Source organism: Pseudomonas purpurea (genome assembly GCF_039908635.1).
GTDB lineage: Bacteria > Pseudomonadota > Gammaproteobacteria > Pseudomonadales > Pseudomonadaceae > Aquipseudomonas > Aquipseudomonas purpurea.
Window position 1 is genome coordinate 4035928 of the sequence record NZ_CP150918.1, and the last position, 20566, is coordinate 4056493.

General features: G+C 58.9%; 17 protein-coding genes and 1 pseudogene. 7 read left to right on the forward strand and 11 right to left on the reverse strand.

What is annotated here, in order from left to right:
- The first annotated feature begins 58 nt into the window (after positions 1-58).
- Both AABM54_RS18050 and AABM54_RS18055 read left to right on the forward strand, forming a co-directional pair.
- Positions 59-3463 (forward strand): hypothetical protein, encoded by a 3405-nt coding sequence (locus tag AABM54_RS18050; protein WP_347901377.1) that lies wholly within the window; start codon positions 59-61, stop codon positions 3461-3463.
- Between the two features lie 280 nt (positions 3464-3743).
- Complete coding sequence (locus tag AABM54_RS18055) at positions 3744-4820, forward strand: deaminase domain-containing protein (RefSeq protein ID WP_347901378.1); 1077 nt, start codon at positions 3744-3746, stop codon at positions 4818-4820.
- An 11-nt stretch (positions 4821-4831) separates the two neighbouring features.
- On the opposite strand, the gene AABM54_RS18060 is transcribed toward AABM54_RS18055, so the two are convergent.
- The 5 genes from AABM54_RS18060 to AABM54_RS18080 all read right to left on the reverse strand — a co-directional run bounded on the left by AABM54_RS18060 (position 4832) and on the right by AABM54_RS18080 (position 9149).
- Positions 4832-6646 carry an ABC transporter ATP-binding protein gene (locus tag AABM54_RS18060; protein ID WP_347901379.1) on the reverse strand — a complete coding sequence of 605 codons (1815 nt, stop codon included), beginning with the start codon at positions 6644-6646 and terminating at the stop codon, positions 4832-4834.
- A complete protein-coding gene (locus AABM54_RS18065; RefSeq protein ID WP_347906247.1) occupies positions 6639-7241 on the reverse strand; it encodes a DsbA family protein in 603 nt (200 codons plus the stop codon). Before AABM54_RS18065 ends, AABM54_RS18060 begins: the two co-directional genes overlap by 8 nt.
- 36 nt (positions 7242-7277) lie before the next feature.
- Complete coding sequence (locus AABM54_RS18070; protein ID WP_347901380.1) at positions 7278-8219, reverse strand: rhodanese-related sulfurtransferase; 942 nt, start codon at positions 8217-8219, stop codon at positions 7278-7280.
- 102 nt (positions 8220-8321) lie between these two features.
- A complete protein-coding gene (locus tag AABM54_RS18075) occupies positions 8322-8621 on the reverse strand; it encodes a BolA family protein (protein WP_347901381.1) in 300 nt (99 codons plus the stop codon).
- A gap of 12 nt (positions 8622-8633) precedes the next feature.
- Complete coding sequence (locus AABM54_RS18080; protein WP_347901382.1) at positions 8634-9149, reverse strand: DUF2059 domain-containing protein; 516 nt, start codon at positions 9147-9149, stop codon at positions 8634-8636.
- Between the two features lie 191 nt (positions 9150-9340).
- Here AABM54_RS18080 and AABM54_RS18085 point away from each other — a divergent pair, with 191 nt between their 5' ends.
- Positions 9341-10735, forward strand: a complete 1395-nt coding sequence (locus tag AABM54_RS18085; RefSeq protein ID WP_347901383.1) for a class II fumarate hydratase — start codon at positions 9341-9343, stop codon at positions 10733-10735.
- 67 nt (positions 10736-10802) lie between these two features.
- Here AABM54_RS18085 and AABM54_RS18090 read toward each other — a convergent pair whose 3' ends face one another.
- On the reverse strand, positions 10803-11765 hold the full coding sequence (locus AABM54_RS18090) for a DMT family transporter (protein WP_347901384.1): 963 nt from the start codon (positions 11763-11765) through the stop codon (positions 10803-10805).
- Positions 11766-11973: 208 nt separating this feature from the next.
- Here AABM54_RS18090 and AABM54_RS18095 point away from each other — a divergent pair, with 208 nt between their 5' ends.
- Entirely contained in the window at positions 11974-12174 is a 201-nt protein-coding gene (locus AABM54_RS18095) for a DUF6316 family protein (RefSeq protein ID WP_347901385.1), read from the forward strand.
- A 126-nt stretch (positions 12175-12300) separates the two neighbouring features.
- Here AABM54_RS18095 and pap read toward each other — a convergent pair whose 3' ends face one another.
- Entirely contained in the window at positions 12301-13824 is a 1524-nt protein-coding gene (gene pap / locus AABM54_RS18100; RefSeq protein WP_347901386.1) for a polyphosphate:AMP phosphotransferase, read from the reverse strand.
- A gap of 140 nt (positions 13825-13964) precedes the next feature.
- Between pap and mnmC the strand changes: the two genes are divergently transcribed.
- Both mnmC and AABM54_RS18110 read left to right on the forward strand, forming a co-directional pair.
- Positions 13965-15947: a bifunctional tRNA (5-methylaminomethyl-2-thiouridine)(34)-methyltransferase MnmD/FAD-dependent 5-carboxymethylaminomethyl-2-thiouridine(34) oxidoreductase MnmC gene (gene mnmC / locus AABM54_RS18105; RefSeq protein ID WP_347901387.1), complete on the forward strand. Its 1983-nt coding sequence runs from the start codon at positions 13965-13967 to the stop codon at positions 15945-15947.
- Positions 15948-16027: 80 nt separating this feature from the next.
- Entirely contained in the window at positions 16028-16255 is a 228-nt protein-coding gene (locus AABM54_RS18110) for a YheU family protein (RefSeq protein WP_347901388.1), read from the forward strand.
- Positions 16256-16260: 5 nt separating this feature from the next.
- On the opposite strand, the gene csrA is transcribed toward AABM54_RS18110, so the two are convergent.
- The 3 genes and pseudogenes from csrA to AABM54_RS18125 form a co-directional block, all read right to left on the reverse strand.
- Positions 16261-16446 (reverse strand): carbon storage regulator CsrA, encoded by a 186-nt coding sequence (csrA, locus tag AABM54_RS18115; protein WP_347901389.1) that lies wholly within the window; start codon positions 16444-16446, stop codon positions 16261-16263.
- Positions 16447-16588: 142 nt separating this feature from the next.
- Positions 16589-16923, reverse strand: a pseudogene (locus tag AABM54_RS18120) (YnfA family protein).
- Between the two features lie 64 nt (positions 16924-16987).
- Positions 16988-17803, reverse strand: coding sequence for an SDR family oxidoreductase (locus AABM54_RS18125; protein ID WP_347901390.1), 816 nt, complete (start codon positions 17801-17803; stop codon positions 16988-16990).
- A 333-nt stretch (positions 17804-18136) separates the two neighbouring features.
- Between AABM54_RS18125 and AABM54_RS18130 the strand changes: the two genes are divergently transcribed.
- Positions 18137-18289: a DUF3309 family protein gene (locus AABM54_RS18130; protein WP_347901391.1), complete on the forward strand. Its 153-nt coding sequence runs from the start codon at positions 18137-18139 to the stop codon at positions 18287-18289.
- Between the two features lie 65 nt (positions 18290-18354).
- Here the strand turns inward: AABM54_RS18130 and AABM54_RS18135 are convergent, their stop codons facing one another.
- On the reverse strand, positions 18355-20448 hold the full coding sequence (locus AABM54_RS18135) for an LTA synthase family protein (RefSeq protein ID WP_347901392.1): 2094 nt from the start codon (positions 20446-20448) through the stop codon (positions 18355-18357).
- Between the last annotated feature and the right edge of the window lie 118 nt (positions 20449-20566).

Here is a 20566-nt window from a genome sequence, read left to right on the forward strand (position 1 = left end):
TCACTTTCAGACGTCGCGCAAAGCTCAACCTGATTAACTCCCAGAAGAAATCATTGCTATGCAAACAACGACTTCCGCCCCCGTTACACCACCAGACAACCTACTCGACACAACGCCGAGCTATGCACAGTTGTATCAAGCCCGGCAGGAAGACTATGACCTCCTGTTGTCACTCCTGCGTGACAGCAAAATACCACCCGAGTATTTAGCTGACACCCTCATAAAACCTCGCCCCCTCTCGCCCATGGCACAAGACAACGAACGGGGCCAAATCGCCCTTCAGGCGCTGATCAAAGACGCAGACTACCGTGCACTCTGCAAACAGCTGAACGCGTCTTACAGTTATTTGAAAGTCACTATTGTAGAGGGGCGCGGAGTCTATGAAACACTCCTCCCCGACAGAGCAACGATCCTCCCTCTAGTGCTGACCGGCCAACCAAAATGGAGCGCCTGGATGGCCACTATTGACCAGGCAGCCCAGACACTAGGAGGTCAGATTCGTTTCGATAGCCTCGTCAGCGTGTCCAGAATGGCAAAGTATTACGGCCTCATGCCCTGGGACCCGAAAAATACGACCGAACACCTGGCAACGATCCGCGCCCTGGAAGAGCAACGCGCCAGACACTCTCCCCTGCTTGAGAACGGCATTGATATCGACAGCCTCTACCGGCGCCCGACCTTGAGTGACAGGAACACGTTAAAAACCATTCGCAATGCATTCCCCCCCGATAGAGCAAGGGAGATAACAGCGGAAAGTATCGTTCACCAACTGACTGACAGCGCCTTTATCAAAGTTATCAAGCAGCACTTGCCAGACGCCAAGGTCCATCCGATTGACTACCTCGCCGGCGATATACTTAAAAACCTGACACCCCAGACCCTTCGAGAATCGCCTTCGGTTTATCTGGACAAGATACTGAATACCGACAAGGCTCAGGCACTCGCAAATGCGCTGATCAAAGCGCTGGGCTGGTACGCAAGCAAACCTGACGAAGAAACCTCGCCCGACATTCGAATCAAACTGGTGGCCAAGGCACTCCGCCTCTGGTGCAACAGAGCGTCAGACCAGCCCGACACCATCGTCGGTTATAACCTGAATCAACGCGCAAACTGGGGAAAGAACTACCAAACCCTGCAAACAGAGTTTGAGCAGCACTTGCTTGAGTCGGGACGCGCCTTGTCCATGAATGAAGCGATTCTACTTGGGCGTCTTTTCCTGTCGAAGTTCCCGGTAGAGTTCCAAGTTCAAGACATCCCGACAGACCTCCCCTTTAGAAGCTCGCTGGTATGGGTAAATTTCGTGCACGGCGCCAACGTCGCCCATGCCATTGACCCAGCCTTGCTGCAACTGCTGAAGTTCCAGGATCTGGTCAACTTCCCGATTGATCAAACGGAAACAACCTCTACGCAGGCCCTGAATATCATAACGCTCGCACGACTTCGCCCTACTTTGGAGTGGGCTGTCACAAATGGCGTTATTCGTGAGGCCAGCGACTTCAACTATACACAGGAAGAAATCGAGCGCTCAGTGTCCGCGCTCGACGCACACACACAAACATTGAGCCATGCCATCACTGAACTTGACAAGGAACCTCCCAAACGATTGGAGTTAGCCAAACAAGAGATGACCAAGCTCTTGGGTCGCGATGCATTCATGACGGATGGTTACAGGTTGATACCCGAGCCCTCTCCATGGGCAAGTAGTTTCTTTGATGTACCCACATTAAACAGCGCCCAAAAAGAGTCCTTCAGCTTTCTTGACGTTTATGCATCAGGAATGTTTGATGATGGTAAAAAATGGTACAGGACAACAGATGATGGAAAGCAAAGAAGCCAAGCCTGGATCTACCTTGATGGGGATCGAAAAATACAAATTTACAAAAACCTCATGTTCACCGAAGCATCCAACAGGTTCTCCTTCTACTCCCCTGGCGGTAAATACTTACCTGACATACACAGCGTTTTCCAGGAAAGATTCAACACTTACCTCACTTTACAAAAAACGGCCTATGAACAATTAATCAGGAGCCTGCTTGCACAATTACCCTTACTCGATCGCCAGGCAATAGAGTATGGCACGATAAAAATCTATACCTTAAGGGCGGCCACTTCAGGTGAGGAGGCACAAAACGAGACCGAGACAGTTATAAAGCCGCTCAGAGCCCGCAAAGGTTTTATAGTGGAAGCCACCCACAACAACCAAACGTCATATTACGAATGCGTACCGAGCGCTGGGGTAATTCGCCCCCTCAAATCGTTCAATCAAAACCTCATTGGCGGGGAACGAACAACCGAAAAGTGGAAAGTTTCAACAGGACCTGCCGTCTCAGTGAATGTCATTCGCACCAAGATCCTTCCATTCGATTGGAATGCACACACAACCGGGACCACGCCCCTGCCAGGTGCAAGTTGCGAGGCGATCATAGAGCAGTTGGGAAACACCCTCAGCAGCGCTCAACCCGACCAAGATCCGGACTTCGTGCCACACACACTGTCCTCTTTGCGCTCCCAGCAAATTACGGGGTTGATCATCAGCAATCTATTCTTTGTCGACGAAACACTTCTTCTTGCTTATGCCCGAGGGGAAACCGAATTTGACCGTATACAATCCCAGAAAGATAAAGTCCTCAACGTCATAAAAATGTTCGTGCCCTTCTGGAGTGCTATCGAAGATATCGCCTCAGGTGACAGAAATCGGATCATTCGAGGTGTGTTTGGTTTAATCATAGATGTGGCTGCCTTTGTATACCCTATCGGCAAGTACGTATCGGGCGTAGTAAAGCTGGTATTGACTGCCGGAAAACTTGGCACACGTGCGACTCTGCTGGGTTTTGGCAACCTGACAACAACACTGCTCATTGCAACGGTGCAAAACCTGCTCCCTCTGGACGGCATCCCGTCACTATTGAAATCAGGCTCCAGATTAGTTTTGCGGTACGGCCAGAAAGGCTTGTTCAAGGTGAAGTCACTGGCCGGTCATGCCGGACGATACGACGTTGTCGGGGCTGTTTACATATCGACCACTCCCGGTACCTGGAAGCCCAGGGGCGCAGGCGACCACTTGGCGACAGTGCGCGGCATTGAAGACGTCCCCTTACGCAATACTGGCCTGGCCAGTAAACCGGACTATCACCTGATTGACCCGTTATCGGGCAAGCCTTACGGCCCCAAACTGGGCATCAAGGCAAATGAGATCTCTTTTGGTCGGTCCGAATACACCAGAGTTGCCAAAGTCGACAACAGGGCGGTCTTTGATCTGCCAAAAACGACACGGGTACAGCACATCCCTGAAGTGGACGGGCGCAGCACGTTACTGATCGATGATGTGCCTTATCGACTTGACCGAGGGGCCCTGCGCCGTGTCGATACCATTGATGCCAGTGAAACCCTCAAGCTCCAGGCCCTGCCGGGTTCGACGCGCCCCGGGAAACACTGTTTGTCTCAATACCTATGTCCACCGTGAACTCGCGCCCACACCCGCAGCGGCTAGCTACAACGCGGCTGAAGGCTATAGCCCGTGGTTTGGCGACAAGATCTACACGCCCGCACCGGTAAAACCTGGCCGTGACAGACCTGTTCTGGTGCTGGACGGTCAACTTTATACAGAGTCGGGGGGCGCGTGGACCCGATACGAGGGTGCCTGGAGGGGCCTGGGTCTTCCGAAAAGACTCAAGCCCAAGGCTCGGCTTGAGGGAACCATCGAGTTTCAAGAAGGGATGTACGGTCGAATCAAGGTCTCGGGTGTGTACGATGGCCTTGATGATGATCTCCGCCAAGTCGGCACATTGATCATCCAGTCAAAGACCAATGCTAAATCGGAGTACCTGTTCACCCAGCTCAACGCGACCGACTACTACTTTGCCGAGATAGTGAAAGGACAGAGCCTCGCTGGCCCACATAGGTTGCAACGCATACCCGACGCCAGTCTTCAAACAGATCCGCTCTACAAGGAACTCCATACGGTCTTCATCGGCTCGATACAGGCCAACAATACCGCTCGAATCTACGGGCTCGATACCGTGAAGCGGGCAGCCCGCGCCATGGATGAGATAGCGATACCTCTCGGCGGACCAGCAAATCCACCTGAAAACCTCAAGCATGTAAAGGTCGCAACAACGCCAGGTGAAGCCGTTTTGTTCGACCACAGAACGCGCATGATTGTTTGCGAGTATCCCGTCACTACGAAAACCTGGACACGCACCAAGGCTGCACCAGAAGTACTGCGCCAACAAACCGCAAGGATTTTCAATGACCTGTTTGAAAAGCAGCTGTTCAAACCCGGTGAGTTGAGCGATCTGCACATTGCCAAGACGATGAGAGAGCTTCAGAGCATTGTCAAAAACACCAAGGCTATGAATCGCCCCAGAAACATCGGTTATGCGCAGATAACCCGCACCGACGGCCACACCGAAGTGTATGTCAGCGTATCGGGTGCTGGCGGCGATACGCGGTTTTTACCGCTGTTTGCCAAACATCGCACTCAGGAAGTCACGGTAGGCACCAGCACCTACATTAATGTCGACTTCCACAACAACTTCGACAGAACCTCTCTGAGTGTGACAGCCCAAGGCAGATTCGAATCACTGCCTCGCACGATCGACAACATGTCGACGTACACCCCCGAGCTGACCCTCAGGCCCACCTCGCTGGACAGCGAAAGCAAGCTGATCAAAGTGATTCGTGACAAGTATCCGGATGACGCCACCCGCGGCCCCGTCACAGTTGCCACCACCATGGCACCGTGCGATTCCTGCTCGGTCGTCATGCAACAGTTTGCTCACACCGGCGGCGCAGACGCGCTAAAGGTAATCTGGGACTGATCCGCGCGCCTCTACAATTGCTGCAAATGCCCATAAAGCTTGGCGTACAGCCCACCATCGGCAATCAATTGCTGATGGTCGCCATCTTCGGCGATCCGGCCGCCATCGAAGACCAGCACACGGTCAGCCTGTTTCACCGCCGAGAGGCGGTGAGCAATGATCAGCGTGGTGCGCCCGCGCAGGAAGCGGGCAAGTGCCTGATGCAGGTTGTATTCGGTGGCGGCATCCAGCGCGGAGGTGGCTTCGTCGAGAATCACCACCCGAGGGTCGGCGAGGACCATGCGCGCGATGGCCAGGCGCTGGCGCTGCCCGCCGGAAAGCCGCACGCCGGAGCGCCCGACGATGCTGTCCAGGCCCTGCGCCAAGGCGCGGATCGTAGCGTCGAGCTGAGCGATTTCCAGTGCCTGCCAACAGGCTTCGTCGCTGCGCTCACGGCCCATGGTCAGGTTCGCCCGTACCGTGTCGTTGAACAACGCCGGATGCTGCAGCACCACCGAAACGTTCTCGCGCACGGTTTCCAGGCCGATTTCCTGCTGGGTCGAACCGCCGAAACGAATGCTGCCCGATTGCGGCGTGTACAGCCCCAGCAGCAATTGCACCAGGGTGCTTTTACCGCCGCCGCTGGCGCCGACAATCGCGACCTTTTCGCCAGGAGCAATGGACAGGTTCAGTTGATCGAGCACCAGCTCGTCGCCGTAACCGAAGCTCAGTCCCTGCACCTCGATCCCCACGGTTTCACGGCCCTGAAACGGGTCCACACCACCGGGGTATTGCGGCTCATCGGCGCGTGCGAGCAACTCGTTGATCCGGCTCAGCGCCCCACCGGCCGCGTAATAGGCATATTGCAGGTTGAGCAGTTGTTCGACCGGGCCAATCATGAACCACAAGTAGCTGAACACCGCGAGCATCTGGCCGATGGACAGGTCTGAAAACAGCACCGTGAGCATCGCCGCCGCACGGAAAATATCGATGCCGAACTGGAACAACAAGCCGCTCGCGCGGCTGGACGCATCGCTTTTCCACTGGGAGTTCACGGCGTAGTTGCGTACTTCTTGCGCCCGCAGCCCCAAACGCCCGAGGAAAAAGCCCTGACGGTTACCGGCGCGCACTTCCTGGATCGACTCCAGGGTTTCGGTCAACGCCTGGGTGAAGCGCGAGGTGCTGTCGTTCTCGAGCTTTTTCAGGTGCTTGACCCGCTTGCCCAACTGCACGGTGGCGTAGATCACCAACGGGTTGAACAGCAGAATCAGCAGCGCCAGTTGCCAGTGCATCCACATGAGAATGCCCGCCGTGCCCACCAGCGTGAGCATCGCCACCAGAAAACGGCTGAGGGTTTCGCCGACGAATTTGTCGACCGTGTCCAGGTCGGTGACCAGGTGGGTGGTCACGGTGCCGCTGCCCAGGCTTTCGTACTCACCCAGCGAGATACGCTTGAGCCGTTCGATCAGCCGTACGCGAATGCGATAGACGATGTCCTTGGCCAGCCGGGCAAACAACCGCGCTTGCAGGACGTTGAACAATAACGCGCCGCAACGCAGGGCCAAGGTAGCCAGCAACATCAAACCGATGTAGCCCGCAGCAACTTGCCAGCCCGTCGGCAGTGCGTGGTTCATGACCTTGAGTGCGGCGTCGCCATGCCCCAGCAGCACTTCGTCTACCAGCAACGGCAACAGCAACGGGATCGGCACGCTGCACAAGGTCGCCAGCACGGCGACGCCGTTGGCGATCCACAGGGATTTTTTATGGTGAAGTGCCAGGCGGCGGATTTCCGCCCAGCTCAGCCGGTCGACATGCGCAGAAGGTGCAGCATCAGGCAGGTCAGGCACAGGCAGCGCGCTCCAGCCAGCGACCCAACAACGGCGAGAGCTCGCTGAGCGGCTGGTAGCCATTGGTCAGCAGCGCCAGTTGGCCGTTACGTTCGGCCAGCAGGGTCGGGAACCCGGCAATGCCCAGGTCCTGAACCCAGGTGAAATCCGCGGCTGTCGCCGCATGCTGATCGGCACGGTCGAAGGCTGCGGCGAATTCAATGCGCGGCAACCCCGCCTGCTCAGCCAACTCCACCAGCACGCTGGCGTGGGTGACATCGCGACCTTCGGCATAAAACGCCTGCTGGATCAGCTTGAGCAGTTTCCAGGCGCAGTCCGGCGCCAGGCTGCGCGCCGTCACCAGCGCCCGGCACGCAGGCTCGGTGTCGTAGACAAAACCATCGGGCAACGCGCCTTCGAACTTGAAGGGCTGGCCGGTGGCTTCGGTGACAGCCTGCCAGTGCTCAAGAATGTAGCGCCGGGTCGTCGGTTCCAGAGCCGCGCCGCTGCCGGTGCGTAAACCACCCACCACCAGGTGCAATTCAACACCCGCCGCTTGCGCCTGCTCGACCAGTGCTTCGGCCACCGGAGCGAACCCCCAGCACCAGGAACACATGGGATCCATTACATAGAGCAGGCGCGCGGACATGGTTCAGGCCTCGGTAGACGTTTGCTTGTAGTTGTAACCAATCGGGTGCGGTTGATTGCGAGCCTTGGCCAGTTCGATCTGCTTTTGCCGGTCGATGGCACTGCGGCGGGTCTTCTCGCTCAGCTTATCCCAGCAATGCGGGCAACTGATGCCGGCCACGTAGTGCTCGGATGCACGGTCTTCAACACTCACGGGTGTGCGGCAGGCATGACATTGATCGTAGTCGCCTTCGCTCAGGTCGTGGCGCACGGTGACGCGGTTATCGAACACAAAGCAGTCGCCCTGCCACTTGGTTTCTTCCTGCGGCACTTCTTCGAGGTACTTGAGGATCCCGCCCTTGAGGTGGAAAACCTCATCGAAGCCTTGGCTGAGCATGTAGCTCGAAGCCTTTTCGCAGCGAATGCCACCGGTGCAGAACATCGCGACTTTCTTGTGTTTGGCCGGGTCGAAATTGGCTTTGATGTAGTCCGGGAATTCGCGAAAACTGGTGGTCTTCGGGTCGATGGCGCCTTCGAAGGTGCCAATCGACACTTCGTAGTCGTTGCGGGTATCGATCAGCAGCACTTCAGGGTCGCTGATCAGCGCATTCCAGTTCTGCGGGTCAACGTAGGTGCCGACTTTTTTGTTCGGGTCGACGCCTTCAACGCCTAGGGTGACGATTTCTTTCTTGAGCTTGACCTTGGTGCGGTAGAACGGCTGGTCATCGCAGTACGACTCTTTGTGGTCGATGTCGTCCATGCGCGGGTCGTTCTTGAGCCAGGCCATCAGCCCGTCGATGCCTTCGCGGCTGCCCGAAACGGTGCCGTTGATGCCTTCTTCGGCAATCAGCAAGGTGCCTTTGATGCCGTTGTCGACCATTGCCTGCAACAGGGGCTCGCGCAGGGCAACGTAATCTTCCAGGGTGACGAACTTATACAGTGCCGCCACGACGATGGATTGAGTCATGGGTAATCTCCAGGTGGCTACCCTCGTAAAGGGTGAACCGGATGCGAAAAAAAAACGCGCCGGGTGAGCGGCGCGTTGCGGATTCTAGCAAAAAACCTGTGGTTAATGCTTGCTGCCGCCGGCGCAGGTCGGCGAGGCCGGGGCTGCGCCCACTTTCACCCATTCTTCAGGGGTGTAGGTATGCAGCGCCAACGCATGGAACTCGCTCATCAGGTCACCCAGGGTGGCGTAGACCTTCTGGTGGCGCTTGACGCTGTTGAGTCCGGCAAACTGCTCGCTGACCACCACCGCCTTGAAGTGGGTCTGCAACCCGCGGCTGTGCATGTGGCTTTCATCCAGTACGTGCAGATGCGTCGGGCTCAATGCGCCGAGTGCCGATTCGATACGTTGTTGCATGGTCATTCCTGACTCCGCTTACTTCTTCTTGGCTGGTGCCGTTTTCGGGGTGATTTCAGCGGTCATGTCAGCCAACAGCTTGTTGACGACAGGCACTGCGCTTTCCAGTTTGGCCTGGGTCATCTGGGCCGATTGCTGAGTCAGCTGCGGCATTTTTTCCAGGACTTTCTTGCCCAGTGGCGACTGGTAGAACGCAACCAGGTCCTTGAGTTCGGACTCGCTGAAGTTGCTGGTGTAGAGCTTGACCATGTCCGGCTTCAGCTTGTTCCAGCCAATGGCCTGGTCCAGGGCAGCGTTGGCCTTGGCCTGGTAGGTTTCCAGCAGGGCTTTTTTCGAGTCCGGTGCCTGGGCTTGCTCAAAACGCTGAGCGAACATTTGCTGCACTTGCATGTACACCGGGGTGCCCAGTTTGTCAGCGTGCGCCAGGGTCAGGAAAGCTTCGGCACTGGCGTTGTGGCTGGCGGTATCGGCAAAAACCTGGCCGCTGGCGCAAACCAGAGCAACCGCGGTACAGATGGCACGAAGACGAGTCATCGAGTTTCCTTTTAAGCAGGCGAGGTAAAACCCCAAGGGGCGCCATTCTGCGCCTAAAAAACGCCGACGCTCAACCCCCAAGCCTTGCTGCACCTGATGGGCGGGGCCTGAGAGCAGAAAAACCGACTGATGGAACCACAGCGCGCGATCACGGCCTAAACTGCGCAATCAGACCTACAGGAGTGTGACCGATGAGTCGTATCGAAACCGATAGCCTTGGCCAGGTGCAAGTCCCGGATGATGCCTATTGGGGCGCGCAGACGCAGCGTTCTCTGATCAACTTCGCCATCGGCAACGAACGCATGCCGCTGGCGGTGCTGCATGCCCTGGCGCTGATCAAGAAAGCCGCGGCCCGGGTCAATGATCGCAACGGTGACTTGCCCGCCGACATTGCCCGCCTCATCGAACAGGCCGCCGACGAAGTCCTCGACGGGCAGCACGACGATCAGTTTCCGCTGGTGGTCTGGCAGACCGGCAGCGGCACCCAAAGCAACATGAACGTCAACGAAGTGATCGCCGGCCGCGCCAACGAACTGGCCGGCAACCCGCGCGGCGGCAAGGTGCCGGTGCACCCCAACGATCACGTCAACCGTTCGCAAAGTTCCAACGACAGCTTCCCCACCGCCATGCACATCGCGGCAGTGCAAGCCGTGCAGCAACATCTGCTGCCGGCGATCAATGAACTCTCCGGCGGTTTGGCAGAACAGGCCGCCCGGCACATGAACCTGGTGAAAACCGGTCGCACCCACCTGATGGATGCCACGCCGATCACCTTCGGCCAGGAGCTTTCCGCGTTCATTGCCCAACTCGATTACGCCGAGCGGGCCATTCGCAGTGCCTTGCCGGCCGTGTGCGAACTGGCCCAGGGCGGCACAGCCGTCGGCACCGGGCTCAATTCACCCCACGGTTTTGGCGAAGCGATCGCGGCCGAACTGGCTGCCCTCAGCGGTCTGCCGTTTATCACCGCGCCGAACAAGTTCGCCGCACTGGCGGGCCATGAGCCACTGACTACATTGTCCGGGGCGCTGAAAACCCTGGCCGTGACCCTGATGAAAATCGCCAACGACCTGCGCCTGCTAGGCTCCGGGCCTCGGGCCGGGTTTGCCGAAGTGAAGCTGCCGGCCAACGAACCCGGCAGCTCGATCATGCCCGGCAAGGTCAACCCGACCCAGTGCGAAGCACTCTCGATGCTCGCCTGCCAGGTCATGGGCAACGACGTGGCGATCGGCTTCGCGGCCAGCCAGGGTCACCTGCAATTAAACGTGTTCAAACCGGTGATCATTCACAACCTGCTGCAATCGATTCGCCTGCTGGCCGACGGTTGCAGCAACTTCCAGCAGCATTGCGTCGCAGGCCTTGAGCCGGACGCCGCGCAAATGGCCGCGCACCTGGAACGTGGCTTGATGTTGGTGACGGCGCTGAACCCCCACATCGGTTACGACAAATCGGCAGAAATCGCCAAGAAAGCCTACGGCGAAGGGCTGACGTTGCGTGAGGCAGCGTTGCAGCTGGGTTACCTGACCGATGAACAGTTCGATGCCTGGGTCAGGCCGGAAAATATGCTGGAGGCAGGCAGCAAGGGCTGATATTTGCCGTGACAGGCATCGCGGTGCTTGCTCCGGGCGGCGATCCGACGATGAGCGATAACGCGGTCTATCGACTGATCGCGGCCCGCATCCGCCGGGCCTTGAGCCCGGCGATCAGCGACGGCGCCAGCGCGACCAGCGCCGAGCCCACCACCACCAGCACCGCACCGCCATACCCCAGACCGTTGATTTGCTCGGCGTGCACGTAATCCGGCCACCACCAGGCGGCCAATGCCACGGCGGCGAAGGTGACCAGCGGCGTGATGGCCAGCGTGGCGCTGACCCGCGAGGCTTCCCAATGAGCCAGCGCTTCGGCAAAGGCGCCATAGGCAATCAGCGTGTTCAGGCAACACGCCAGCAGCAACCAGCCTTGCAGCGGGCTCAGTTGCAACGCTTCCAACGGATGCACCCAAGGCGTGAGCAGCAACGCGCAAAACAGGTAGATCACCATCATCACCTGCAACGAATTCCACACCGTCAGCAGCTGTTTCTGGCCCAGGGCATAAAAGGTCCACACGGTCGACGCCGCGAGAATCAGCAGGACACCGGCGGTGTAGTCACTCAATGAGGTCAGCAGTTCACTCAGGCGCTGATTGAAAAACAGCCCGAAGCCAATCAACAGCACCAGCAGGCCAATTCCCTGCCCCAGGCTGAAACGCTCCTTGAACACGAACAGGCTGGCGATCAGCAGCATGATCGGCCCCATCTGCACCACCAGTTGCGCCGTGCCGGGGCTCAGCAGGTTAAGGCCCATCAGGTACAGCACGTAATTGCCCACCAGCCCCAGCACGGCCATCGCCACCAACCAGCCGCCCCTTGGGCCGAGCGCCTTGCGGCTCGGCAAACGCCGGGTTGCCGTCAGGTACACGAACAAACAGCCACCGGACACCAGCAAGCGAAACCAGGTCACCGTGACCGGGTCCATCACCAGCAACACTTGTTTGAGTTTGATCGGCAGGATTCCCCACAGCAGTGCGGTCAGCAAGGCGAGAAACAGACCATAAACCCAGCGACCAGACGAAATGTGCATGCAACCCCCACTGCCAGATAATCAAAACCCCATTCTAGGCTGACGACGATACATCACGCCGGCACCGTCAGTAATACGCCGTGAACAAGACGGTATCGGTCGCAGCGATAAATTGACGGTATGCCGCTGATCCGAAGGTTGGGCGCATCAAGGTGTTCAGACTTAAGCTGATTTTGTTCCGGGACCGCCCACACGACAGGAGCTCACCATGTACGGCATGCGCGCCCAAGACATCGCCCCGGCCACTCACTTTCGCAGTGACCGACTAACCCGCGTGAATGGCGACTTGTATTTCAGCACCCGGGAAAACACCCTGGAAGGCCCGTTCAGCAACCATGAGGAAGCCGAACGGGAGGTCCGCGCCTATATCGAACGAGTACGACTATTGAGCCGCGAGCGCATCAGCTGATACCTGCTCGGCGAACACGTCATTGAGTTCCCGGAACTCGATGCTCGCCACGTTCAGGCCTTTAGTCCTGAGCAACTTCGCGCCAACCGCGACAATCATTCACCTCGCGCCGGCGTAACCATTGCCTTAACTCGTGGCCTTCTTCAATTTCTTGTCGTGCTTGTCGGACTTTTCAAACGCTTCTTCCAGCGCCCGGTTAATGGTGCGCAAGACCTTGACCCGCGCCCAGCGCTTGTCGTTGGCCTCGACCAGGGTCCAGGTCGACACCTCGGTGCTGGTGCGATCGACCATGTCGCCGACGGCAGCGCGGTAATCGTCCCACTTGTCGCGGTTGCGCCAGTCGTCCTCGGTGATCTTGAAACGCTTGAACGGGATTTCCTCGCGCTGCTGGAAACGCTCCAGTTGCGTCTGCTTGTCGATGGCCAGCCAGAACTTCACCACAATGACCCTGGCGTCACTGAGCTGCTCTTCGAAATCGTTGATTTCGCCGTATGCGCGCATCCAGTCGTTAGGGCTGCAAAACCCTTCAATGCGTTCGACCAGCACCCGGCCATACCAGGAACGGTCAAACACGGTAAACGTGCCACGGGCGGGGATATGCCGCCAGAACCGCCACAAGTACGGTTGGGCACGTTCATCTTCGGTGGGGGCGGCGATGGGCACGATGCGGTACTGGCGCGGGTCGAGGGCGGCGGCAACGCGGCGAATCGCGCCACCCTTGCCGGCCGCATCGTTGCCCTCGAAAACCGCCACCAAGGCGTGTTTGCGCATGCGCTTGTCACGCATCAACCCGGAAAGGCGCGCCTGCTCGGTAATCAGTTGTTCTTCGTAATCGTCCTTCTCCAGGTGCTGGCTCATGTCCAGGCTGTCGAGCAAGCTGAACTGGTCGACGGACGATGGCAGCGGCGCCGGGTTCATGCCGCTGCTTTTGACCTTGGGCGTCTTCAACGCACTTTGCAGACCTTCGAGCAGAATCTTGCCGACAGTCAAACTGCGGTAGTGAGCATCGACCCCTTCGATCACATGCCAGGGCGCATAGTCACGGCTGGTGCGACGCAGCACCCGCTCGCCAAAATGCACGAATTTGTCGTAGGTCTTCGATTGCTGCCAGTCCAGCGGGCTGATGCGCCAACTGTGCAGTGGGTCATCCTGCAAGGCCTTGAGCCGCGCCTTCATTTGCTTCTTGGACAGGTGAAACCAGAACTTGAAAATCAGCGCGCCTTCATCGCAGAGCATTTTTTCCAGGCGCTCGGCACCGGCGATGCCCTGATCGAGCCGGGCGTCCTTGAACTCGCCGTGCACCCGGCCCTGCAACATCTGGCTGTACCAGTTGCCGAAGAACACACCCATGCGGCCCTTGGCCGGCAGCATCCGCCAGTAACGCCAGGCCGGTGGCCGCGCCAGTTCTTCGTCGGTTTGCTGATCGAAGGTGCGCACCTCGATCAGTCGCGGGTCCATCCACTCGTTGAGCAACTTGACCGTCTCGCCCTTGCCCGCGCCTTCGATGCCATTGATCAGCACGATCACGGGAAAGCGCGCCTGCTGCTGAAGTTCAAACTGCGCTTCCAGCAAGGCCTCGCGCAGGGCCGGGACCTCGGCGTCGTAGGTTTCTTTGTCGATGGCGTGACCGATTTCGGCAGATTCGAACATGGGCGGCTCCCTTCCAAGATTGAGCAAGACTAACGGATTGCCCCAGCGTTTGTCTGGGCAAAGCTCATGACGGTTGTCATGGATCAATCGCTGCTCTGGCGATCGGCTAGAATGGCCACCCAGCCGTTGCCGAGCCCGCCATGAATCCTGTAATGCACCACGCCCAACTCGACTGGGACGACCAGGGACGCCCGCACTCGCGGGTGTTCGACGATGTGTACTTCTCCGACCAGTCGGGCCTGGAAGAAACCCGCTACGTGTTCATCGAGCAGAATCGCTTGAGCGAACGCTTCGCCGCGCTGCCGGCCGACGGTCGTTTCGTGATTGGCGAAACCGGTTTCGGCACCGGGCTGAATTTTCTCTGCGCCTGGCAGTTGTTCGAGCAGCAAGCGGTGGCCGGCGCACGGCTGCATTTTGTCAGCGTCGAAAAGTACCCGCTGAGCCCAAGCGACCTGCAACGGGCCCTGGCCCTCTGGCCAGAACTCAAAGTCTTTGCCGACCCATTGCTGGCCCAGTACGTGGCGATCCATCAAGGCTTTCAGCGGTTGATGCTGGACAACGGTCGCGTAACCCTGACCCTGTTGATCGGCGATGCACTGGAACAACTGCCGCAACTGGACGCGCACATCGATGCCTGGTTTCTCGACGGTTTCGCCCCGGCGAAAAACCCGGACATGTGGACCGCCGAACTCTTTGCCGAACTGGCCCGGCTGGCCGCCCCCGACTCGACAATCAGTACGTTCACCAGCACCGGTTGGGTGCGCCGTTTGCTGAACGCGGCAGGCTTCAAAATGCGCCGCACACCGGGCATCGGTCACAAGTGGGAAATCCTGCGCGGCGCGTTTCTCGGCTGGCCCGAGGAGACGCCAGCCCCGGCAGCGATCAAGCCATGGTTTGCCCGGCCCACGCCCCTGGTCGGCGAGCGTCGCGCCCTGGTGATCGGCGCCGGGCTGGCCGGTTGTGCGAGTGCGGCCAGCCTCGCTGCGCGCGGCTGGCAAGTCAGCGTCATGGAGCGTCACGGCGAATTGGCGCAGGAAGCCTCGGGCAACCCGCAAGGCGTGCTGTACCTCAAGCTCTCGGCCCACAGCACCGCATTGTCACAAATGATCATCAGCGGTTTCGGCTATACCCGCCGACTGCTTGAGCACCTGCAACGCGGTGTCGACTGGGACGGTTGCGGGGTGCTGCAACTGGCGTTCAATGCCAAGGAAGCGGAGCGTCAGGCGCAGTTGGCCGCCGCGTTTCCGGCCGATCTGGTGCATCTGCTGGATCAACCGCAAGCGCAGGCCAAGGCCGGAATAGAGCTGACCCACGGCGGACTGTTCTACCCGCAAGGTGGCTGGGTTCACCCGCCCGCACTGTGCCAATGGCAAGCGACACACACCCATGTTCAGCGGTTGCTGCACCGTGAAGCGCTGGAACTGCGCAAGGTCGATGACCAGTGGCAAGCCTGGGACGGCGAGACGTTGCTGGCCAGTGCACCGGTGGTGATCCTGGCCGGCGCCGCCGAGATCAAACGCTTTGCGCAGAGTGCCGAACTGCCGCTCAAACGCATTCGCGGGCAAATCACCCGCCTCCCTCAAACCGCGCAAAGCCAGAGCCTGGCCACCGTGGTGTGCGCCGAAGGTTACGTCGCCCCTGCACGCCTGGGTGAACACACCCTGGGCGCGAGTTTCGACTTCAAGAGCGACGACCTGACCCCGACCACCGCCGAACACCTGGGCAACCTTGAGTTGCTCAAGGAGATTTCTACCGATCTGGTCAGCCGCCTGCACGCCGAACAGTTGGACCCGGAGCAACTTCAGGGCCGCGCGGCGTTCCGTTGCACCAGCCCCGATTACCTGCCCATCGTCGGACCTTTGGCCGACAACCAAGCCTTTGCCCAGGCTTACGCGGCATTGAGCAAGGACGCCCGGCAGGTACCGGACGTCGCGTGCCCCTGGCTCGACGGCTTGTACGTGAACAGCGGCCATGGCTCACGCGGGTTGATCACCGCGCCGCTGTCCGGCGAACTGCTCGCTGCCTGGCTGGACAACGAACCGCTGCCCCTGCCCCGCGCTGTCGCCGAAGCCTGTCACCCGAATCGCTTTGCCTTGCGCCGCTTGATCCGGGGCAACGGATAACCTGATCGGGCAGAACCCGGCAGGCTGGCCCCCATGGCTCATTCGCCGTAGCATCACGCAATTGTTTAACCGAGGTGCCTATGCTGATCCCCCACGACCAACTTGAAGTCGACACCCTCACCCGCCTGATCGAAGACTTCGTCACCCGTGACGGCACCGACAATGGTGATGAAACGCCACTTGAGACCCGCGTACTCCGGGTTCGAAGTGCATTGAGCAAGGGCCAGGCACTGATTGTCTTCGACCCGGAAAGCGAACAATGCCAACTGATGCTCAAGCACGACGTCCCCAAGCATCTGTTCGACTGAAAATCTCAGCGCCCCTTGGACTGGGCGCGGCGCGACTGAATGCGCTCGTAGACCTCAGCGCGGTGCACATTCACGTTCGGGGGGGCCTCGATGCCAAAGCGGATGTTGTTGCCGTTGATCGCGAGGATGCGCAGGGAAATGTTGTCGCCGATGGAAATCAATTCGCCCACAACGCGGCTGAGTACAAGCATGGCTCTAGTCCTTGAGGTAACCGGACCTTGAAGATGCCCGCCACCGGGCAGCGCTTCAATGCACGCGGGGCAAAACAGTCTCGCCCTACAATGCCACCAGATGCTCCTTACAGACTTTTCCTGCAAACCCCGTCAATGAACGTTACGGAGCCGAGAAGCGTGGGCCGAACAGAATGACGCTCGCGCCCAGCACACACAGTGCAACGCCCAGCCAGTCCGAACCCAGCGGCCGCACACGCTCGACCACGGCCAGCCAGCCAATGGACGCGATGATGTAGATACCGCCGTAAGCGGCATAGGCCCCCGGCCGGCGTAGCTCGCCTCGACGCGGGTCAACAACAGCGCGAACAACGTCAGGCTGATCAGTGCCGGGGCGATCCACCAGGCGCTTTTACCCTGGCGCAGCCACATCCAGAAGGCGTAACAACCGGCGATTTCAAACAACGCGGCGAGGAAAAACCAGAGGTAATTGAGCATGCAAATGTCTCGTCAGAGTTGCCAGATGCGGCAACCCTAACGACACAGCCTTATGCGGGCAAGTTCAGCTGGCGCATTGCCTGGCCTTGGCGCGCATCTTGTCGGCCATCACGGTCATTTCGTTGTAGAGCAGTTGCGGGTTCTTTTGCTTGATCGCCCAGGCCATGCGTCCCTGTTCATGGGGCAGGATCATGAACTCGCCAGCGGCAACCTGTTGGTAAATGTAGTCCGCGATATCCGTGGCGGTAATCGGCGAACTTTCCAGCAACTTGCCGACCTGGGCTTTCATGGCCGGGGTCGGGCCCCGGAAAGAGTCCAGCAAGTTGGTCTGGAAGAATGACGGGCACACCACATGCACACTGACTTCCTGCTGCGCCAGTTCAATCAACAGGCTCTCGGACAGCGCCACCACACCGGCCTTGGCCACGTTGTAGTTGCTCATGGCCGGGCCCTGCATCAACGCGGCCATGGAGGCGATGTTGATGATCTTGCCTTTGCTCTTTTCCAGCAGCGGCAGGAAGGCCTTGCACCCCTTGACCACGCCCATCAGGTTGATCGCAATCTGCCAGTCCCAGTCTTCAAGCGACAGCTCACTGAAGAATCCGCCCGAGGCCACGCCGGCGTTGTTGACGATCACATCGATGCCGCCGAGCTTCTGTTCGCAGGCCTGGGCGAACGCCGTCAACTGGCTGTAGTCGCGCACATCGCAACGCTGGACGAACCCTTCGCCACCCGCCTCGCGCACCAACATGAGGGTTTCCTGCAAACCGGGTTCACTGACATCCGACAACGCCAACTGCCAGCCTTCACGGGCCCAGCGCAGTGCGATTTCCCGTCCCAGGCCGGAGCCGGCGCCCGTGATCATCATGCGATTTTGCATAGCCGTTGCCTTAGTTGTTCCGGGGAAGAGGTGGCCAGTGTAGCGAAGGACATTGCGACACCCACGCACCATCAGGGCGCTGAATGCCTCAGGCAAACCGAAGCGCTTGAGAGGCTCGCAAACGTGCTGCCACCCTCGCGATAGCAGGCGTGATGCGGCCTTGTCTGCCCCCAACTAAAAACGAAATAAACCGGTGTCCAAAAAGCAGTAAAGAAATAGTGAATTTTCTTTTATGTACCGGACTCGGACATTTTAAGGCGCTAGGTTTTATTGCAGCCGAGTCAGTTGTCCAACCCTTGCGACTTTCCATAACACTCAATTAAGGAAACCGATATGGGCACCATTCTTCTCGTGATTCTGATCCTCCTGCTGATCGGTGGCCTGCCAGTCTTCCCGCATTCACGCAGTTGGGGCTACGGCCCGTCCGGTGTAATCGGCGTGGTGGTGGTCGTATTAGTGGTTTTGTTGCTACTTGGCAGGATTTGACCGTCAACCGACTCAACAGGCAAAAAAAGAGGCCCTCGCGGGCCTCTTTTCTTGTGCGCCAAACGTTAGTCAGGCTTGCCATTGACAACACCGGCGGTGTTATCGATCAGGCTTTTGGTTGCGGTTTGCAGGAACGACTCAAGTTTTTTCTTCATCTCGGCCGTTTGCGGTGCATCCGGGATGATTTCGGAATGAGGGTTGGCCCCCAATTCGTAGGCATACATCTTCGGTGGCATTTCTTTTTCTTTAGGCAGCACCAGGATCCGGTCCGCGGTGATGATCGCGGTGGTCTGCTCGCTGCCCGATGGCTTGATCACGCCAAAACCGGTATCACCTTGCGGCAGGTTCAACAGGTCACGGCCCCAGCACTGATGGCGCACTTCACCACCCAACCGGCCCATGATGGTCGGCACGATGTCGATCTGTGTGCCCACGGTGTGGTCGAGCTGACCGAATTTTTCCTGGATGCCCGGTGCAATCATCAACATCGGTACGTTGAAGCGGCCCAAGTCCATTTCGGTGATCTGGCGCTCGTTGCCAAAACCATGGTCACCCACGATCACAAACAGGGTTTCCTTGAAGTACGGCTCCTTACGGGCCTTTTCGAAGAATTGACCCAACGCCCAGTCGGCGTAGCGCATGGCCGTCAAATGCTCGTTCAAGCTACCGCGATCGGTGACTTTCTCGACCGGCAACGGTGTCGGCAAGGCGTACGGCGTGTGGTTGGACAGGGTTTGCAGCAACGCATAGAACGGCTTCTTGCCTTCGCGAGCCTTCAGCTCCTGCAAACCACGGTCGAACATGTCCTGGTCGGACACGCCCCACGTCGGGTCGGAGAACACCGGGTTGACGTAGTCGTTACGCCCGATGAAGTTGGTCATGCCCTGGTTGCTGAAGAAACCCGACTGGTTGTCCCAGGCGAAGTCGCCGTTGTAGACATACACGTCGTCGAACTTGCGCGCACTGAGCAACTGCGGCAGGCCGGACAGCTTATGGCTGCCTTCCGGGGTCTGCATCAGGTATTCGAAACCCGGCAGGTTCGGGAAGCACGCCATGGTGGCAAACATGCCCTGGTGGGTATGGGTGCCGTTGGAGAAGAAGCGGTCGAACAGCAGGCCTTCTTTCGACAGTTTGTCGAGGTACGGCGTGATGTTGCCAGGGCCACCCAGGGCGCCCACCGAGTGACCGGCCATGCTTTCCATGAGGATCACGACAACGTTCTTGATCGGCAGGGTCTTGTCGGCCGGCGGCGTGTAGTCACGACGGACGGCAGCGATGTCGGCGTCTACCAGTTTCTCGTCCGGCATCACCAGCATGTCGCGCACGGTCTGCTGCGCCTGCTCCTGCGGGATCGTCGGCTTCCAGATGTTGTCGCGCTCTTCGGACATGCGGCTCTTGGCCGCCGCGATCAGCGACAACGAGCCATTGAGGCCCAACTGGTTGGCGAAGTTCGAGTCGGTGGTGTAAACGTCACCCCAACGAAGTGGCGGGCCCTGACGCAAGGTGCCGCGAGCGGCCACCACGCAAATCAACAGGCACACCACGAACACGCCGATACGCGCATACCACGGCGCTACCTGACGGGTGCTGATGCTGCCACCGCTGAACGGGCCACGTGGCCGGGTCGCGCGGTCGGCGCCCTTGAACGCCAGGCTCAGCAGCCAGGTGCCCACGGCCCAGGCCAGCAGGTAACGCACCACCGGGAAACCGTACCAGAGCATGCTCATCACGGTTTTCGGGTCTTCCTTGACGTACTGGAAGACCAGGCCGTTGAGGCGCTGATGGAACTCGCGGTAGAAATCCATCTCCATCAGGCCAAGGAACAGCGCAATGCTCGAGACGACGGTCAACCAGAAGCGGAAGAAACCGCGCGCCGCCATTGCCCGCACGCTGAACAGCGCCAACAGCAACGGAATGCTCAGGTACACCACCAGGCGCAAGTCGAAGCGCAGGCCGTTGGCGAACGCTTCAACAAAGGTCGAGGCCGGGGTATTGAGGATCATCTCCCGGTTGTAGACCAGCAGCGCCACGCGCAATACCGAGAGCATCACCATGATGATCAGGGCGCACAGCAGCGTATAGGCCAGGTGCGATTTGACGGTCGGTTGCAGCAAGCGATTTGAAGCTCGCTGCTGATTCAGGGCGTCCGGGTTTGCCATGTCGTTTTAGGACCCATTGGAAGTTTAAGTTTCAAAGAAATTGCTGCGCCCTACCCTCTGATGACCACAACCTGGCCCGGGGTTTGCGCGGTGCGCAAATGTTGCACGATCGTTCACG

Bases quoted from the DNA above. Each gene is read 5' to 3' on its own strand.
- AABM54_RS18065 (WP_347906247.1), bottom strand. From the start codon at position 7,241: ATGTGTTCCTGGTGCTGGGGGTTCGCTCCGGTGGCCGAAGCACTGGTC.
- AABM54_RS18095 (WP_347901385.1), top strand. From the start codon at position 11,974: ATGTACGGCATGCGCGCCCAAGACATCGCCCCGGCCACTCACTTTCGC.
- AABM54_RS18110 (WP_347901388.1), top strand. From the start codon at position 16,028: ATGCTGATCCCCCACGACCAACTTGAAGTCGACACCCTCACCCGCCTG.
- AABM54_RS18075 (WP_347901381.1), bottom strand. From the start codon at position 8,621: ATGACCATGCAACAACGTATCGAATCGGCACTCGGCGCATTGAGCCCG.
- mnmC (WP_347901387.1), top strand. From the start codon at position 13,965: ATGAATCCTGTAATGCACCACGCCCAACTCGACTGGGACGACCAGGGA.
- pap (WP_347901386.1), bottom strand. From the start codon at position 13,824: ATGTTCGAATCTGCCGAAATCGGTCACGCCATCGACAAAGAAACCTAC.
- AABM54_RS18050 (WP_347901377.1), top strand. From the start codon at position 59: ATGCAAACAACGACTTCCGCCCCCGTTACACCACCAGACAACCTACTC.
- AABM54_RS18085 (WP_347901383.1), top strand. From the start codon at position 9,341: ATGAGTCGTATCGAAACCGATAGCCTTGGCCAGGTGCAAGTCCCGGAT.
- AABM54_RS18135 (WP_347901392.1), bottom strand. From the start codon at position 20,448: ATGGCAAACCCGGACGCCCTGAATCAGCAGCGAGCTTCAAATCGCTTG.
- AABM54_RS18125 (WP_347901390.1), bottom strand. From the start codon at position 17,803: ATGCAAAATCGCATGATGATCACGGGCGCCGGCTCCGGCCTGGGACGG.
- csrA (WP_347901389.1), bottom strand. From the start codon at position 16,446: ATGCTTGTACTCAGCCGCGTTGTGGGCGAATTGATTTCCATCGGCGAC.
- AABM54_RS18090 (WP_347901384.1), bottom strand. From the start codon at position 11,765: ATGCACATTTCGTCTGGTCGCTGGGTTTATGGTCTGTTTCTCGCCTTG.
- AABM54_RS18080 (WP_347901382.1), bottom strand. From the start codon at position 9,149: ATGACTCGTCTTCGTGCCATCTGTACCGCGGTTGCTCTGGTTTGCGCC.
- AABM54_RS18130 (WP_347901391.1), top strand. From the start codon at position 18,137: ATGGGCACCATTCTTCTCGTGATTCTGATCCTCCTGCTGATCGGTGGC.
- AABM54_RS18070 (WP_347901380.1), bottom strand. From the start codon at position 8,219: ATGACTCAATCCATCGTCGTGGCGGCACTGTATAAGTTCGTCACCCTG.